The sequence below is a fragment of the Kitasatospora viridis genome, assembly GCF_007829815.1.
Lineage (GTDB): Bacteria > Actinomycetota > Actinomycetes > Streptomycetales > Streptomycetaceae > Kitasatospora > Kitasatospora viridis.
In genome coordinates, this window is record NZ_VIWT01000004.1 from 421,402 (window position 1) to 435,429 (window position 14,028).

At 74.1% G+C, this 14,028-nt stretch carries 14 protein-coding genes; 5 read left to right on the forward strand and 9 right to left on the reverse strand.

The annotated features are described in order from the left end of the window. Window positions 1-2 precede the first annotated feature (2 nt). Window positions 3-1,556: a sensor histidine kinase gene (locus FHX73_RS35355; RefSeq protein WP_170305226.1), complete on the reverse strand. Its 1,554-nt coding sequence runs from the start codon at window positions 1,554-1,556 to the stop codon at window positions 3-5. A gap of 10 nt (window positions 1,557-1,566) precedes the next feature. Next, a complete protein-coding gene (locus FHX73_RS35360) occupies window positions 1,567-2,244 on the reverse strand; it encodes a response regulator transcription factor (protein WP_145910096.1) in 678 nt (225 codons plus the stop codon). A 128-nt stretch (window positions 2,245-2,372) separates the two neighbouring features. Here FHX73_RS35360 and FHX73_RS35365 point away from each other — a divergent pair, with 128 nt between their 5' ends. Further along, on the forward strand, window positions 2,373-3,797 hold the full coding sequence (locus tag FHX73_RS35365; RefSeq protein WP_211786430.1) for a DUF2079 domain-containing protein: 1,425 nt from the start codon (window positions 2,373-2,375) through the stop codon (window positions 3,795-3,797). Window positions 3,798-3,814: 17 nt separating this feature from the next. On the opposite strand, the gene FHX73_RS35370 is transcribed toward FHX73_RS35365, so the two are convergent. Continuing rightward, entirely contained in the window at window positions 3,815-5,773 is a 1,959-nt protein-coding gene (locus FHX73_RS35370; RefSeq protein ID WP_145910097.1) for a serine/threonine-protein kinase, read from the reverse strand. Window positions 5,774-5,943: 170 nt separating this feature from the next. On the opposite strand from FHX73_RS35370, the gene FHX73_RS35375 reads away from it, so the two are divergent. Beyond that, window positions 5,944-6,318, forward strand: coding sequence for a cupin domain-containing protein (locus FHX73_RS35375; protein WP_211786431.1), 375 nt, complete (start codon window positions 5,944-5,946; stop codon window positions 6,316-6,318). Between the two features lie 32 nt (window positions 6,319-6,350). Here the strand turns inward: FHX73_RS35375 and FHX73_RS35380 are convergent, their stop codons facing one another. Beyond that, a complete protein-coding gene (locus FHX73_RS35380) occupies window positions 6,351-7,292 on the reverse strand; it encodes an AraC family transcriptional regulator (protein ID WP_145910099.1) in 942 nt (313 codons plus the stop codon). 126 nt (window positions 7,293-7,418) lie between these two features. After that, window positions 7,419-8,342: an NADP-dependent oxidoreductase gene (locus tag FHX73_RS35385; protein WP_145910100.1), complete on the reverse strand. Its 924-nt coding sequence runs from the start codon at window positions 8,340-8,342 to the stop codon at window positions 7,419-7,421. A 306-nt stretch (window positions 8,343-8,648) separates the two neighbouring features. Here FHX73_RS35385 and FHX73_RS46770 point away from each other — a divergent pair, with 306 nt between their 5' ends. Together FHX73_RS46770 and FHX73_RS35395 are read left to right on the forward strand one after the other, a co-directional pair. Further along, window positions 8,649-8,876, forward strand: a complete 228-nt coding sequence (locus tag FHX73_RS46770; RefSeq protein WP_145910101.1) for a hypothetical protein — start codon at window positions 8,649-8,651, stop codon at window positions 8,874-8,876. A 120-nt stretch (window positions 8,877-8,996) separates the two neighbouring features. After that, window positions 8,997-11,222, forward strand: a complete 2,226-nt coding sequence (locus FHX73_RS35395) for a protein kinase domain-containing protein (RefSeq protein ID WP_145910102.1) — start codon at window positions 8,997-8,999, stop codon at window positions 11,220-11,222. Window positions 11,223-11,241: 19 nt separating this feature from the next. Here FHX73_RS35395 and FHX73_RS35400 read toward each other — a convergent pair whose 3' ends face one another. Both FHX73_RS35400 and cutA read right to left on the reverse strand, forming a co-directional pair. After that, complete coding sequence (locus tag FHX73_RS35400; protein WP_211786432.1) at window positions 11,242-11,772, reverse strand: GNAT family N-acetyltransferase; 531 nt, start codon at window positions 11,770-11,772, stop codon at window positions 11,242-11,244. A 23-nt stretch (window positions 11,773-11,795) separates the two neighbouring features. Continuing rightward, window positions 11,796-12,122 carry a divalent-cation tolerance protein CutA gene (gene cutA / locus FHX73_RS35405; RefSeq protein WP_145910103.1) on the reverse strand — a complete coding sequence of 109 codons (327 nt, stop codon included), beginning with the start codon at window positions 12,120-12,122 and terminating at the stop codon, window positions 11,796-11,798. An 88-nt stretch (window positions 12,123-12,210) separates the two neighbouring features. On the opposite strand from cutA, the gene FHX73_RS35410 reads away from it, so the two are divergent. Next, the gene (locus FHX73_RS35410; RefSeq protein WP_145910104.1) at window positions 12,211-12,933 is read left to right on the forward strand and encodes a hypothetical protein; all 723 of its coding nucleotides are present in this window, start codon (window positions 12,211-12,213) and stop codon (window positions 12,931-12,933) included. Between the two features lie 17 nt (window positions 12,934-12,950). On the opposite strand, the gene FHX73_RS35415 is transcribed toward FHX73_RS35410, so the two are convergent. Then, entirely contained in the window at window positions 12,951-13,457 is a 507-nt protein-coding gene (locus tag FHX73_RS35415; protein WP_145910105.1) for a hypothetical protein, read from the reverse strand. Further along, window positions 13,454-13,996, reverse strand: coding sequence for an ArsR/SmtB family transcription factor (locus FHX73_RS35420; RefSeq protein WP_246214085.1), 543 nt, complete (start codon window positions 13,994-13,996; stop codon window positions 13,454-13,456). The genes FHX73_RS35415 and FHX73_RS35420 overlap by 4 nt, the downstream gene beginning before the upstream one ends. Between the last annotated feature and the right edge of the window lie 32 nt (window positions 13,997-14,028).

Here is a 14,028-nt window from a genome sequence, read left to right on the forward strand (position 1 = left end):
GATCAACTCCCGCCCTGCGCCTCGCCGATCAGCGGGAGCCGCACCACCAGGTGCGCGCCACGGCCGACGGGCGGCTCCTCGGCCGCCACGCTGCCGCCCAGCGTGCCCGCGATGGTGCGCACCAGGGCCAGGCCCAGGCCGGCGCCGCCGGCGGCCCGGTTGCGGGCGGTGTCCAGCCGGACGAACCGGTCGAAGATCCGCTCGCGGTCGGCGGCCGGGATGCCGGGCCCGTCGTCGTCCACGGTCAGCTCGGCCCAGCCGTCGGCGGTCCGCAGCCGCACCGTCACGGTGCTGCCGGCGTGCCGGGCGGCGTTGTCCAGCAGGTTGCGCACCAGCCGTCCGACCAGCACCTCGCGGCCCGGCACGGTGGCCTCGGCCAGCTCGAACCGGTAGGCCGGCACCCGGTCGAGGTGGGCCCGCTCGGCGAGCTGCTCCGCCACCAGGTCGTGCAGCTCGACGCTCCCCGGCTCCCGCGCGACCGCACCGGCTGCCCCCTGCGCCCCCGCCCGGCCGGCCTCCTCGGTGCGGGCGAGCAGCAGCAGGTCGTCGGCCAGCTCCTGGAGCCGCTCGGTCTCGGCCAGCGCGCCGGCCGCCACGGCCGGCCAGTCGGCCTGCTCCGGGTGGGCGAGCGGCACTTCCAGCGAACTGCGCAGCGCGGCCAGCGGGCTGCGCAGCTCGTGCGAGGCGTCCGCGACCAGTCGGCGCTGCTCGGTGAGCGAGCGTTCCAGCTGGTCCAGCGTGTCGTTGGTGGTCTCGGCCAGCCGGGCGATCCGGTCCCGGCCCGGGGGCACCGGCACCCGCTCGTGGTAGGCGCCGTCGCCGATCTCGGCCATCCGGCGCCGGATCGACTCGACCGGCCGCAGCGCCAGGCCGGTGACCAGCCAGGCGGTGAGCGCGACGCAGAGCGAGGCGGCGGGCGCGAGGTAGCGCAGCAGGCTGGTGACGGCGGCGGCGGTCTTGTCGGCCTCCTGCGGGTCGACCATCACGTAGATGGTGAGCGACTGGTTGGGCAGGCCGACGACCCCGGAGTACTGCGCGATCTGGTCGCTGCTCAGCGGGTTGGTGACGCCCCGGTAGAACTGCAGGGTGCGGCCCTTGAGCGCGCTCGACTCCGGACCGGGTCCGAGGCCGGGCGGGAACGTCGCCGTGATCGGGCCGAAGGGGTTCACCCGGTCGGGGTGTTCCGTCATCTCCTGGTCGAGCGCCACCTCGTCCTGCGGGGTGAACGGCACCAGACCGGTGCGGTAGGCGCCGGTCTCGTACACCTGGAACATCTTGTTGGACCGCAGCCAGCGTCCGTCGACCGTCATCACCACGTAGGTGGCGTCCTGGTAGGACTCGTCGGGGCTGTTCGGGATCTTGGACTGCACGTTCTCCACGGCCGTCCCGGCCCGTTCCCGGGCCCGGCCGAGCAGTTGGCGGTGCACCGAGTCCTCGACCCAGAGCGCGATCACCGAGAAGGCGATCGCCGAGGCGATCAGCGCGCCGAGCGCGGCGCGGGCCCGCACGCCCGGCCAGGGCAGCCAGGACGGTATGCCGAGCGGCCGCCTTCCCATCGGCCTGCGGTCACCGCTCATGCCGCACCAGCCGGTAGCCGATCCCGCGCACGGTCTCGATCAGGCAGCCCGCGCCGGCCCGGTCCAACTTGCGCCGCAGCGCGGCCACGTAGACCTCCACGATGTTGACGTCGCCGCGGAACGCCGAGTCCCACACGGCGTCCAGGATCTCGGTCTTCGGCACCGCCTGGTCCGGCCGCCGGGCCAGGCACTCCAGCACGCCGAACTCCTTCCCGGTCAGCGGCAGCAACCGGTCGGCCACGGTGCAGCGGTGGGCCACCGGGTCGATCCGCAGGTCGGCCACCGACAGCACGCTGGGCCGGGTGGCCCCGCCCCGGCGCAGCAGGGCGCGCAGCCGGGCCGTCAGCACGACGTAGGAGAACGGCTTGGCGAGGAAGTCGTCCGCACCGCAGTCCAGCGCCTCGGCCTCGTCGTACTCGCCGTTCTTCGCGGTCAGGATCAGAATCGGCACCGCATTGCCCTCGTTGCGCAGTTCGCGGCAGACCCGGAATCCGTTGAGGCCGGGCAGCATCAGATCGAGCACGATCGCCGCGTAGTCGCCCTCGCGGGCCCGGGCCAACCCGTGCAGGCCGTCGCCGACCACGTCGACCGCGTAGCCCTCGGCCCGCAGGCCCTGGCCGAGCGACTGCGCGAGCCGCTCTTCGTCTTCCACCATCAAGAGGCGCATTCCCGCATCGTAGGTCAATTCCGCATTCCCGTGGAATCCCCTTGACCGATCCGCCGGGAAGGTCCGTCCTGAAAAATCCTCAGGTTCTTTCAGAATCCCTTCAGCGGCCTTTTCCTAATGTCGTCCGGGTGACTCGTGAACAGCCCGACGACAACTCCTGGCCGGTTTCCCTGATTTCCCCGTTCCGCCGAACGGCACGGACTTCTCCAGCATCCTGGAACTCCCTGATCCCGTGGCTGGGCGCACTCCCGATCGGCCTGTACTTCCTGGCGCTCGCACTGCCGCGCCAATGGCGGATGCAGACCACCGGGTTCGACCTCGGGATATTCGAGGAGGCGGTGCGCGGCTACGCCTCGGGCCACGCACCGGTGGTGGCGCTCAAGGGCGCCGGATTCGACCAGCTGGGCGACCACTTCAGTCCACTGCTCGCGGTGCTCGCCCCGGTCTACCGGCTCTTCCCGGGCGCGCAGACCCTGTTGGTCGCCCAGGCCGTGCTGTTCGCCCTCTCGACCGTGCCGGTCACCCGGACCGCCGTCGAACTTCTCGGCCGCGCGAGGGGCTTGGCCGTCGGTCTGGCGTACGGGCTGTCCTGGGGCCTGTGCCGGGCCGACCTGTTCGACTTCCACGAGGTGGCGCTGGCCGTGCCGTTGGCCGCCTGGTCGGTGGCGGCGCTGGTCCGGGGACAGCACCGGGCGGCGGTCTGCTGGGCGCTGCCGCTGCTGCTGGTCAAGGAGGACCAGGGGCTGCTGGTGGCCGGGATCGGCGTGCTGGTCTGGTGGCGCGGCGGGCGCCGGCTCGGCGCGGCCACCGTGCTCGCGGCGGTCGCGGGCACGCTGCTCGCGGTGCTCGTGCTGGTGCCGGCGTTCAACCCGGGCGGCAGCTACACCTACGCCGCCAACGGCGCCTGGCACGGCGACCCGCTGAACCGGCTGCTGCTGCCCGAAGCCAAGTGGCACACCGTCAAGCTGCTGCTGGCACCGACCCTCTTCGTCGCGCTGCGCTCCCCGCTCTGCCTGCTGACGGTGCTGCCGCTGGCGGCCCGGTTCTGGACGACCAACCCCACCTACTGGAGCACCGGGCTGCACTACAACGCCGTGCTGATGCCGGTGCTCTTCCTGGCCCTGGCGGACGGGCTGCGCCGACTGCCCCGGTGGACGGGCCCGGCGGCCCGCGCGATACCGGCGCTCGCCTTGGTGCTCGCCCTGGCGCACGCGCCGCGCCCCGACCTGTCCGGGCCCGACCCGCAGGTGCGCCAGGCCCGGCAGGTGCTCGCGGTGATCCCGGACGGCGCGACGGTGGCCGCCGCCAACCAGCTGGCGCCGCAACTCACCGACCGCTGCACGGTCTCGCTCTTCCCCTACCTGACCTACCCCAACGCCGCCGGATCGGTCGGACGCCCGGTGGCCCGCTGGGTGGCGGCGCTCGACCGCCCGGGCGACTTCCCGGTACCGGAGCCCGACCAGCTCACCGCGCTGGCCGCACTGCCGACGGCCGGCTACCGGGTGGTGGCGGCGGGCGGCGGCGTGACGGTGTACCAGTGGAACGGGAATTGACGACCAGTCAACTGCCGTCAAGGGTTGAGGGCGTAGAGCTTCCCGTCCCGACTGCCCGCGTAGAGCACGCTGTCGGCGAGCAGCAAGTGGCCCTGCACGGCGCCGCCGGTGGCGGCGGACCAGCGCTTCGCACCGTTCGCCGTGCCGACGGCGTACACGCTGTGGTCGTCGCTGCCGACGTAGACGGTGCCGCGACCCACCGTCGGCGAGGAGTCGATCGGCCCGCCCGTGGCGAAGGTCCACCGCAGGTGGCCGGTGGCGGCGTCGACGGCGTACAGGCTGTGGTCCTGGCTGCCCACGTAGACCGTTCCGTCGGCCACCGCCGGCGAGGAGGCGCCCATCGGCCCGGTGGTGTAGGCCCACTTCTGACTGCCCGTCGCCGCGTCCAGCGCGAACACCTTTCCGGCGTTCGCCGCGACGTACACCGTGCCGCCGTCGACGGCGGGCTGGTCGAGGACCGGGCTCGCCAGGTCGGCGGACCAGACGAGCACGCCGATCGGCGCCTCGAAGCAGTACACCTCGCCGTCGGTGCCGCCGAGGTACAGGTAGCCGCCGACCACCGTCGGCGACGCGGTCAGCTGGTCGTTGGTGCTGTAGGTCCAGTCCTGGCTGCCGGTGCCCGCGTCCAGCGCGTAGAGGACGCCGCTGCGGGCGCCGACGTAGACGAGTCCGCCGGCCGCCGTCAGCGCACCGGTGAGGGAGCGGCCGGTGAACGACCACTTCGTCACGCCGGTGGCCGGGTCGAGCGCCCGGAGGTCGCCGTCGGCCACCTCGTAGACGCTGTCGCCGTCCCGCGCGACGGCGGACTCCGCCTGGGACGCGGAGGCCACGTGCTCGGCCCACCGCTGGTGGCCGACGGTGTCCAACGCGTAGGCCGTGCCGTCCTCCCCGGCGGCGTACACGGTGCTCGGGGAGACCGCGGTGGTGAGCCCGGGGCCGCCCTTGGTGACGAAGGACCAGCGCACCCTCGGGGCCGTCCCGTTGGCCAGCGCCGCGACGGTGCCGCCCGCCACGGCCAGCGCCGCGACCACGGCGGCGAGGACCAGCAGCGGGCGGCGACCGCCCCGCGCCGGGCGGGCGCTCCGCCGGAGCCTGACGGTCGGTTCGGCCCGCTCGACGGCCGCGCGCCCCACCACCACGGTCGGCGGGTGCGCGGGCGCCGGCGGCGCGGCGAGCACGGCCCGCAGTCGCGCCGCGACCTGCGCCGCCCCGGCCGGCCGGTCCGCCGGATCCTTCGCCAGCAGTTGCGCCACCAGCGCGTCCAGCCCGGCCGGCACGCCGGGGCGGCGCGCGCTCGGCGGCTCGGGGGTGCGCCGCAGGTGGGCGAACATCAGCGCGCTGGCCTCGACGTCGGCGAACGGGCCGGCGCCGGTGAGCAGTTCGTGCAGCAGGCAGCCGAGCGAGTAGAGGTCGCCGCGGGTGTCCTGGCGGCCGGACTCGAAGCGCTCCGGCGGCATGTAGGCCAGGGTGCCCATGATGGTGGTGCTGGTGGTGCCGCCGCCCGCCAACGGCCGGGCGATGCCGAAGTCCAGCACCTTCACCGCCCCGGACGGGGTCAGCATCACGTTGCCGGGCTTGAGGTCCCGGTGCACGATGCCGGCGCCGTGGGCGGCCTCCAGGGCGTCGGCGATCAGCGCGGCCCACTCCACGGCCGGCTCGACCGGCGGCGGGCCGTCCTCCCGGAGCACCTGGGCCAGGGTCCGCCCGTGCACCAACTCCATGACCAGGAAGAGCGTTTCGTCGCCGTCCCGGCCCAGGTCGTGCACCGTGACCACGCCGGGATGGTTGAGCGCGCCCGCCGTCCGGGCCTCGCGGAAGAAGAGCTGGGCGGCGCCCGCGTCGTCCACCGGCGAGCGCAGCAGCTTCACCGCGACCTCGCGCCCGAGCATGGTGTCCAGGGCCGACCACACCTCGCCCATCCCGCCCCGACCGAGCAGCGCGCGCAGCTCGTAACGGTCCGCCAGGACCCGCCCCATTCGTCCCCCGTGGTGTGCTTGCCGCCTCATCGTCCGTCAGATCCGGCACATCCTAGGAAGCCTGCGGCGCCGGGCGCCTCAACCCTCGGGTTGAAAGATCGTGACAGCTGTACCTACTAGTATGTACAGTGATGCGGCAGGCCACCCACCCAGAGAGAGCGAGACGACACGTGCCCACCTCCCCCCGGTCGACCGCCGGTGCCCCGAACATCCCCGGCCGCACCGCGGCCGTCCTGCTGGACCAGCCGCTGCCCGCCCCGGTCACGGCGCACCGGGTGCAGATCCGCCGGATCACCCTCGCCCCGGGCACGGCCGCCGGGCTGCACGTCCACAACACCCCGGTCTTCGGCAACATCGAGACCGGCTCGGCCGTCTACCAGCTCGAAGGCGGACCGGCCGTGGTGCTGACGGCGGGCGACGTGTTCTACGAGCCGGAGGGCGCCCGGGTCGCCCGCTTCGACGCGCAGGACGCCGGGGTCACCTTCCTCGGCTACTTCCTCCTCGACACCGACCAGCAGCCCGAGATCGAGCAGCCCGAACAGTGACCTGGTGAGTCGTCTCTTGAACCGGCGAGCCGTCAGGCCGCCAGCCGGGCCTGGCGCCGGTAGCTGCCCGGCGCCTGGCCGTACTCCCGCTTGAACGCCTTGCCGAGCGCGTACTCCGAGCCGTAGCCGGTCTGTTCGGCCACGGTGCTCAGCGGGATGTCGCCCTCGCGCAGCAGCTTGGCGGCGGTGGTCATCCGCCAGCGGGTCAGGTAGGCGAGCGGGGGCTCGCCGACCAACTCGGCGAACCGGCGGGCGAACCCGGCCCGGGAGAGGCCCGCCTCGGCCGCCAGCGAGGCGACGGTCCACTGGGCGGCGGGTTCGGCGTGGATCGCGGTGAGGGCGGCCGCCGTGGCCGGGTCGCGCAGCGCGCCCGCCCAGCCGCCGGCGCTGCTCACCGGCTGGTCCTCCAGCCAGGCCCGCAGGATGTAGAGCAGCAGCGAGTCGATCAACAGCGGCACGATCCCGTGCGAGCCGGCCCGCGGGTTCTCCAGTTCGCCGCCCAGCAGCTGGACGGCGGCGGTGAGTTCGGGGTGCGCCCCGGGCCGGGCGGGCAGGTGGATCAGCGCCGGCAGCTGGGTGAAGAGCGGGTGCGGGCTGCGCCCGGTGTCCAGGTGGTAGGCGCCGCAGAGCAGGTCGGCCGCCACCCCGTCACCGCCCAGGGTGATCCGGGCGATCGGCCCGTCCTGCGTCTTCTCGTACCCTTCGGGCCCGACGGCGGGCGTGCCGGGGTGGTCCGCGAGCACGTGGCCGCGCCCGTCCCGCAGGAAGACCACGTCGCCGGGGCCGAGCGCGAGTCTGGTGCCGCCGCCCCCTTCGCTGTCGTCGAGCAGCCAGCAGGTGCCGCGCAGCACCACGTGGAAGCTCGCCCCCGGCACCGGCGCGAGTTGCAGCCCCCAGGGCGCCCGGCCGGCGGTGCGGGCGGACACCGGCGAGCCGGTGCGCATGGCGGCGAGCGCCTCGGTCAGGACGTCCATCGTGCCTCCCCAGGATGGGTGCCGGGCGGGCCGCTCGGCGCGGCCCGCCCGGCTGTTGCCGTTGTCGGTGCTGTCGTCAGTCGGTGCTGTCGTCAGTGTGGCTGTCGTCAGTGTGGCTGTCGCGGGTCAGACCGTCAGCACGATCTTGCCCTGCACGTGGCCGTCCTCGACCAGCGCGTGCGCCTTGCCCGCCTCGTCGAGCGGGAAGGTCTGCTCGACGAAGGGGCGGATCTTGCCCTCGTCGACCAGGGCGGCGATCGCCTCCAGCCCCGCGTAGTCGGGCTCCACCGAGACCCCGACGAACCGCCGCCCGGCCGCCCTGACCTTGGCGGCCAGCTCCTCGTCGCGGTGCTCCAGGATGGTGACCAGGGTGCCGCCCTCGCGCAGCACGGCCAGCGAGCGCTCGCCCTCGGCGTTCGAGTCGAAGACCACGTCGACGTCCTTGAGCACCGAAGTGAAGTCCACCGCACGGGAGTCGATCACCTCGTCGGCGCCCAGGCCCCGGACGAACTCCTCGCGGGCCGCGCTGGCCAGCGCGATCACGTACGCCCCACGGGCCTTGGCGATCTGCACCGCGAGGTGGCCGACGCCGCCGGCCGCGCGGTGCACCACCACCTTGTCGCCCTCGCCGATCTTCGCCAGGTCGACCAGGCCCTGCCAGGCGGTGAGCGCGGCGAGCGGCAGCGCGGCGGCGTGCACGTGGTCCAGCGAGGCGGGCTTGAGGGCGAACTGCCGTGACGGGGCGGCGACGTACTCCGCGTAGCCACCCGCCTGGCGGGGGAAGAACGGCATCCCGTAGACCTCGTCGCCCACCTCGTAGCGGGCGCCGCCGGCGGCCTCCACGACCACACCGGAGACGTCCCAGCCGAGCACGAACGGCGGCTCGCCGAGCAGCGGGAAGGCACCGGAGCGGACGAAGGTGTCCACCGGGTTGATCGCACTGGCGTGCACCTTGACCAGGACCTCGCCGGGCAGCGGGGTGGGACGCTCGGTCTCCACGACCTCCAGCACCTCGGGGCCGCCGAAGGTCTTCTGGGTGACAGCGCGCATGGTGTCCACTTCCTTCTCGGATCAGGGGAGTTGGTACGGCTGCGGTTCGTTGCCGCAGTTCGTCAGCTCGTCGTTGCTGCGGTTCGTCCGCTTGACGTGGTCAACATTAGGCCGGGGCCCGTGGACGGAAAATGGCCTCGGGTCCAGGTTTCATGTCCGAGCGTCTAGGCGACTGCGGGCCTTGGCCATCCCGCTCGCGCATGCTGACAGTTCGTCAACTCTGGCGCAGTGAAATATCACATGGTAGACATGTTCCCATCAATGCCCGCCCCGTCGTCTCCACCCTCCCGAAAGGACCAGGCCGTCATGCTCCGTTCCGTTCTGCTCGCCGCCGGCGCCGCCTCGATCGCGCTGCTCGGAGCCGCTCCCGCCATCGCCTCGCCGGTGGTGCCGGCCTCCCCCGTGGTGCCCGCGTCCCCCGTGGTCCCGGCCTCGCCGGTCGTGCCCGCGTCCCCGGTCGTGCCCGCGTCCCCCGTGGTCCCGGCGTCACCGGTCGTGCCGGCCAGCCCGGTCGTGCCGGCGATCCGCTACTGACGCCGACAGCACCGCCGTTGACCGGGGAGCGGCAGCACCGCTCCCCGGTTCCTCGACAGTTCGGCAACCGAACCGTCGCGACCGGCCCCGCTCCCCCACCCCTCGGCTACGATCCGGCCCGTGGACTCCCTGATCGGCAGTCAGACCGCGGCCTTCCCACCGCTGTTGCCCGAGGACCCGGCGGAGATCGGCCGCTACCGGCTGCTCGCCCGGCTCGGCGCCGGCGGGATGGGCCGCGTCTACCTGGCCCGCTCCGCCACCGGCCACACCGTCGCCCTCAAGGTGATCCGCGCCGAGTTCGCCGAGGACCCGGAATTCCGCCGCCGGTTCCGCCGCGAGGTGGCGGCCGCCCGCGCGGTCGGCGGGGCCTACACCGCCGCCGTGGTGGACGCCGACACCGAGGGCCCGCTCCCCTGGCTCGCCACCGCCTACCTGCCCGGCCCCAGCCTGGCCGGCGTGGTGCGCAGGTCCGGCCCGCTGCCGGAGCACACCGTCCGGGCGCTCGCCGCCGGGCTGGGCGAGGCGCTCGGGGCGATCCACCGGTGCGGCCTGATCCACCGCGACCTCAAGCCCTCCAACGTGCTGCTCGCCGTGCCCGGGCCGCAGGTGATCGACTTCGGGATCGCCCGCGCCGTCGAGGGCAGTGACCTGACCTCCACCGGGATCGTCATCGGCACGCCCGCCTACATGTCCCCCGAGCAGGCCGCCGACCAGGTGCTGACACCGGCCTCCGACGTCTACTCGCTCGGCTCGGTGCTGGCCTTCGCCGCGACCGGCGCGAGCCCGCACGGCAACGCGGGCCACGGCGCCGCCACGCTCTACAAGGTGATCCACGAGGACCCCGACCTCGGCGACGTCCCGCCCCCGCTGCGGGAGTTGATCGGCGCGCTGATGTCCAAGCGGCCGGCCGACCGGCCCGACCCGCGCGCCGCCGCCCGCCTGCTGGCACCCGACGGCGCGGCCGCCCTCTTCACCCGGGCCTGGCTGCCGACCGAGGTCGCGGGCGAGCTCGCCCGCCACGCCGCCGTCGCGCTCGACCTGGCCGCCCCGCTGCGCGCACCGGCGGACGCCGAGCCAGGCGCACCGGCGGACGAACCCGCTGCCCCGCCCGCCGACGCCGCTCCCCTGGTGAAGTCGGCCCCACCGCCCCGCCCCCGCCCCGCCGTGCCGCAGTCGCTGCCCCGCCGACTGCTCGTCAGGACGGGCTTCCTGGCCGCAGTGGGCGGAGCCGGCTGGCTGGCCATCAGGATGAACGCGCCCTCCGCGCCGTCCCCGGGCCCCTCCAGCAGCCCCGACGCCTCCCCACTGCCGGCCCCCGAGTCGGGCGGCACCCCGCCGGCGCCGCTCTGGCACCAGGCCCGCGACAGCCTCGCCACCGTGCTGGTCGCCCCGGCCGACAAGACCGTCGCCGTGCTGCTCGGCACCGTCGAGGCGCTCGACTCCACCGACGGCACCACCCGGTGGCACTCCGGCCTGAGCCCCGACTCCTCTGCGGTGGTGGACGGTTCCGCGCTCTACGTCTGCGACGGCGAGACCGGCGAGACCCGGGCCTTCGACCTGACGACCGGTCAGCAGCTGGAGAAGCTGGTCCGGGGCGAGGGCGAACTGCTGGCCGTGGACGGCGATGTGGCCTGCTTCCGCGCCGCCGCGTCCGCCGACCGGAAGACCTACCGGCTGACCGGGCACTCCTTCAGCAGCTCCCGGACCTGGCAGAGCGAGCCGCTCGACGGCACCGTCTACCCGAGCGCCGGCACCCTGATCACCAACCGGACCGGCAAGGTCGTCGCCCTCAACGAGCTGGACGGGTCGGTGAAGTGGTCCACCGCCACGGTGGACGCCGGGGTCCAGGTGCTCGCCGCCGACTCCGGCACCTACTTCACCGCCGACCCGCTGCCCGACGCCACGCTGACCGCCTACGACCTGGCCTCCGGCACCGTGCACTGGTCCACGGCGGCGCCGGGCGTCTCCGGCCGGATCACCGGCGCGGGCGCGGCGAACGGCATGGTGTACGCCGTCCTGCAGTTGGACGATCCCTACGGTGCGGGCGCCGTGTTCGCCATGCGCACCTCCGACGGCTCGCCGCAGTGGCTCTGGACCTCCCCCGTGCGGCTCGCGGCCGCCGCGCCCGTGGTGGTCGGCGACAAGCTGATGGTGCTCGCCGCCGGCACCGACGGCGCGAGCGTGGTCGCCGTCGGCCTCGCCGACCACCGCACCGCCTGGGTCCACCGCAGCCCCGCCGAGGGCAGCGCGACGCCGCTCGGCCAGCCGAACGCCCGTGGCCTGAGCACCGACGGGAGCGCGGCGATCTTCTGGAACAACGGCTACATCACTGCCCTGCCCGCCTGAACTACCCTGCCGGCCTGAACTACCCTGCCGGCCTGAGCCGCGCCGCGTGCACCCGCACCGGCAGCCCCGAGCGGCTGACCGCCGTCCGCTCGAAGCCCAGCCCGATCTTCTCGGCGACCCGTTGGGAGGGCAGGTTGTCGGGGTGGATGAGGGCGATCAGGCGGCTCACCCCGAGCACTTCGCGGGCATGGTCCCGGCAGGCGGCCGCGGCCTCGGTCGCGTAGCCGCGCCCCTGCCGATCGGCCCGGACGTGGTAGCCGACCTCGATCTCGGTGACGCCCTCGACGAGTTGCGGCGTCAGGCCGCAGTCGCCCAGGTACTCCCCGGTCGCCGTCAGGCGCACCGTCCAGAGCCCGAACCCGCGCTCCGCGTAGAGCCCTCGGTTCCATTCGAGCCAACCGCGCGCCTCCTCCCGGGTCTTGGGACGCGGGTAGTACCGCATCACCTCGGGGTCGGCGAGCAGCGCGGCCAGGTCGTCGAGGTCGCCCTCGACGATCTGACTGAACGTCAGCCGTTCGGTGGGAGGCGGGAACCGGGTCGCAGCGATCACGACCGGCCAGCCTACGCGGCCGCTCAGCCCACCGTCTCCTCGCGCACCCACTCCAGGTACCCGGGCGCTCCGGCCACCACCGGCACGGCGATCACCTCCGGCACCTCGTAGCCGTGCCGCTCGCCGATGAACCCGGTCAGCGGGCCGGCCAGGTCGGCCCTGGTCTTGAAGTCGATCCGCCACTCCCCGGCCTCCTGCACCTCCCCCTCCCACCAGTACACCGACCGCACCGGGTACACCTGCGCGCAGGCCGCCAGCCGCGCCTCCACCACCTGCCGGGCGAGCGCCCGCGCCTTCGGCTCGTCCTCGTGGGTAGTGGTCACCACGACCAGATCGGCGTTCGTCGTCATGGGGCGCAGGCTACTCGGGCCGGGCTGCTGACGGTCGATTTGTGGCCCCGTCGGCGCTTCCGCCATGATCCCGGACGTGCGAATACCCATGTCTCTCCGGATCACCGCCGTCGCCGTCGCCCTGGCGGGCGCGCTGACGGCGTGCGGGCCGGACCGGTCGGCCTCGCCGGTCGTCGCGTCCTCCGCCGCGCCGAGCGTGTCGGCCACGGCGGCGCAGCCGTCCGCCCCGTCGGCGCCATCGACCTCCGCCTCCGCTTCGGCCACTCCCAGCATTGACCCGAGCTCCAACCCGGCGGGTGCGGCCCTGACGGCGAGTCTGCTGCCGCTGCCGGCCGGGGCGCACGAGTGGCCGGACCAGACCGGACTCCAGGACGTCGACGGCTTCGTCAAGCTCCTGTACGCGCCGTCCGCCCAGCAGGGCGAGCTGCCGATCATGACCCGGCGCGGCTTCGTGGTCGCGGCCACCAGGGCCTGGCGGGCCCAGGACGGCACCCAGGTGCACGCCTACCTGGTCAAGTTCACCGCCCCCACCGGCGCGGCGAGCTGGTACGACGGGATGACCGCCTCCTGGCGGGACAACCCCGACGAGGGCACCGTCTTCGAGGACTCGGCCGACCAGGCCACCGGTCTGTCCGTCACCAAGCTGGACAAGCTCGGCAACGCCGGCGCGATCCTGATGGCCCACCAGGGCGACACCGGGATCTACCTCCACTACTTCACGGCCGCCACCCCCGACCAGGCCGGTGTGAGCGCCCTGATGCACCAGCAGCTCAACCTGCTCGCCCACCCGGCGGCACCCCCGGCCGCCTGAGCAGCGCCAATCGCCCCTCAGCCGGCCTGGTCGAGCGTCAGCCGGCTCCGCACCGGCCGACTGCGCCACATCGCCACCAGCTGCGGGTACCCATGGACCAAGGCGCGCGCCCCGGCCAGCGCGGCGGCGCGCGCCGGGCCGGTCGCGGGGAAGTCGAAGCCGGTGTCCTGGACTTCGAGCGCGCCCACTCCGGCGAGGTCGGGGCGGGCGGCGAAGCAGAGCTCCAGGTCGACCCGCCAGTACTGCGGCTGCCCGCCCGCCTCCCGGTCGGGCACGGCGAACTGCCGCCCGAAGCAGAGCGAGGGCAGGCCGTCGTTCCAGGAGTAGCTGCCCCACTCGGCGATGAACCCGTCGCCGTCGTCCGCAACGTCGGCCACGCCGACGACCGGCACCTGGGCGAACTCCTCGAACGCCGCCCAGGCCGCCTCGACATCGTCGACCGCCTCCGGATCGAGCCCGTGGCGGCGCAGGATCCCCGCGAACAGCGCACGACTGGCGCGCCAGTCGACGGGCCCGGCGGTCACTCCTCCTCCGGCAGCAGCGGGAAGACCCGGGACACCACGGCCACCGGCCGGGCCCGCCCCGGCCGCCGGGCCGGGTCGCCCTCGCGGCCCGCGTACGGGGTGAGCAGGCGGCGCACCTCCCCCGAGACCAGGGCCATCTCCTCCGGCGTCAGGTAGAGCACCGCGCTGAACGCCTCGTCCTGCCGCCACTCGGGCTCGGCCGCCGCGCGGCGGGCCAGCCAGCGCCGGTAGCTCTCGTCCTCCAGCCCACGGGCCAGCTCGCCGAACTCCCCGCTCGCATCCCCCGCCGCCGCTTCGCCCTCGGGGCGCCGCAGCCGCCAGGGCCGGGCCCGCCCGTCCGGGGCCGGCGCCTCCTCGATCAGCCCGTACCGCGCGAGCCGGCGCAGGTGGAAGGAGCAGAGCCCCGAGCTGTAGCCGAGCCGGGCGGCGGCCGTGCTGGACGTGGCGGTCCCCTCCTCCGCGAGCAGGCGCAGCAGGGCGGTGCGCACCTCGTGCTCGGGCAGTTCTTCGACTGCGGGAACCTGCTGATCTTCAGTCACTTTGCAAAGTCTGCTACTTTGCAAAGCCGATA

What these genes read in the sequence shown, in the direction of transcription:
- FHX73_RS35355 (WP_170305226.1), bottom strand. Translation starts at nt 1,556, where the DNA reads ATGGGAAGGCGGCCGCTCGGCATACCGTCCTGGCTGCCCTGGCCGGGC.
- FHX73_RS35360 (WP_145910096.1), bottom strand. Translation starts at nt 2,244, where the DNA reads ATGCGCCTCTTGATGGTGGAAGACGAAGAGCGGCTCGCGCAGTCGCTC.
- FHX73_RS35370 (WP_145910097.1), bottom strand. Translation starts at nt 5,773, where the DNA reads ATGGGGCGGGTCCTGGCGGACCGTTACGAGCTGCGCGCGCTGCTCGGT.
- FHX73_RS35380 (WP_145910099.1), bottom strand. Translation starts at nt 7,292, where the DNA reads ATGGACGTCCTGACCGAGGCGCTCGCCGCCATGCGCACCGGCTCGCCG.
- FHX73_RS35385 (WP_145910100.1), bottom strand. Translation starts at nt 8,342, where the DNA reads ATGCGCGCTGTCACCCAGAAGACCTTCGGCGGCCCCGAGGTGCTGGAG.
- FHX73_RS46770 (WP_145910101.1), top strand. Translation starts at nt 8,649, where the DNA reads ATGCTCCGTTCCGTTCTGCTCGCCGCCGGCGCCGCCTCGATCGCGCTG.
- cutA (WP_145910103.1), bottom strand. Translation starts at nt 12,122, where the DNA reads ATGACGACGAACGCCGATCTGGTCGTGGTGACCACTACCCACGAGGAC.
- FHX73_RS35410 (WP_145910104.1), top strand. Translation starts at nt 12,211, where the DNA reads ATGTCTCTCCGGATCACCGCCGTCGCCGTCGCCCTGGCGGGCGCGCTG.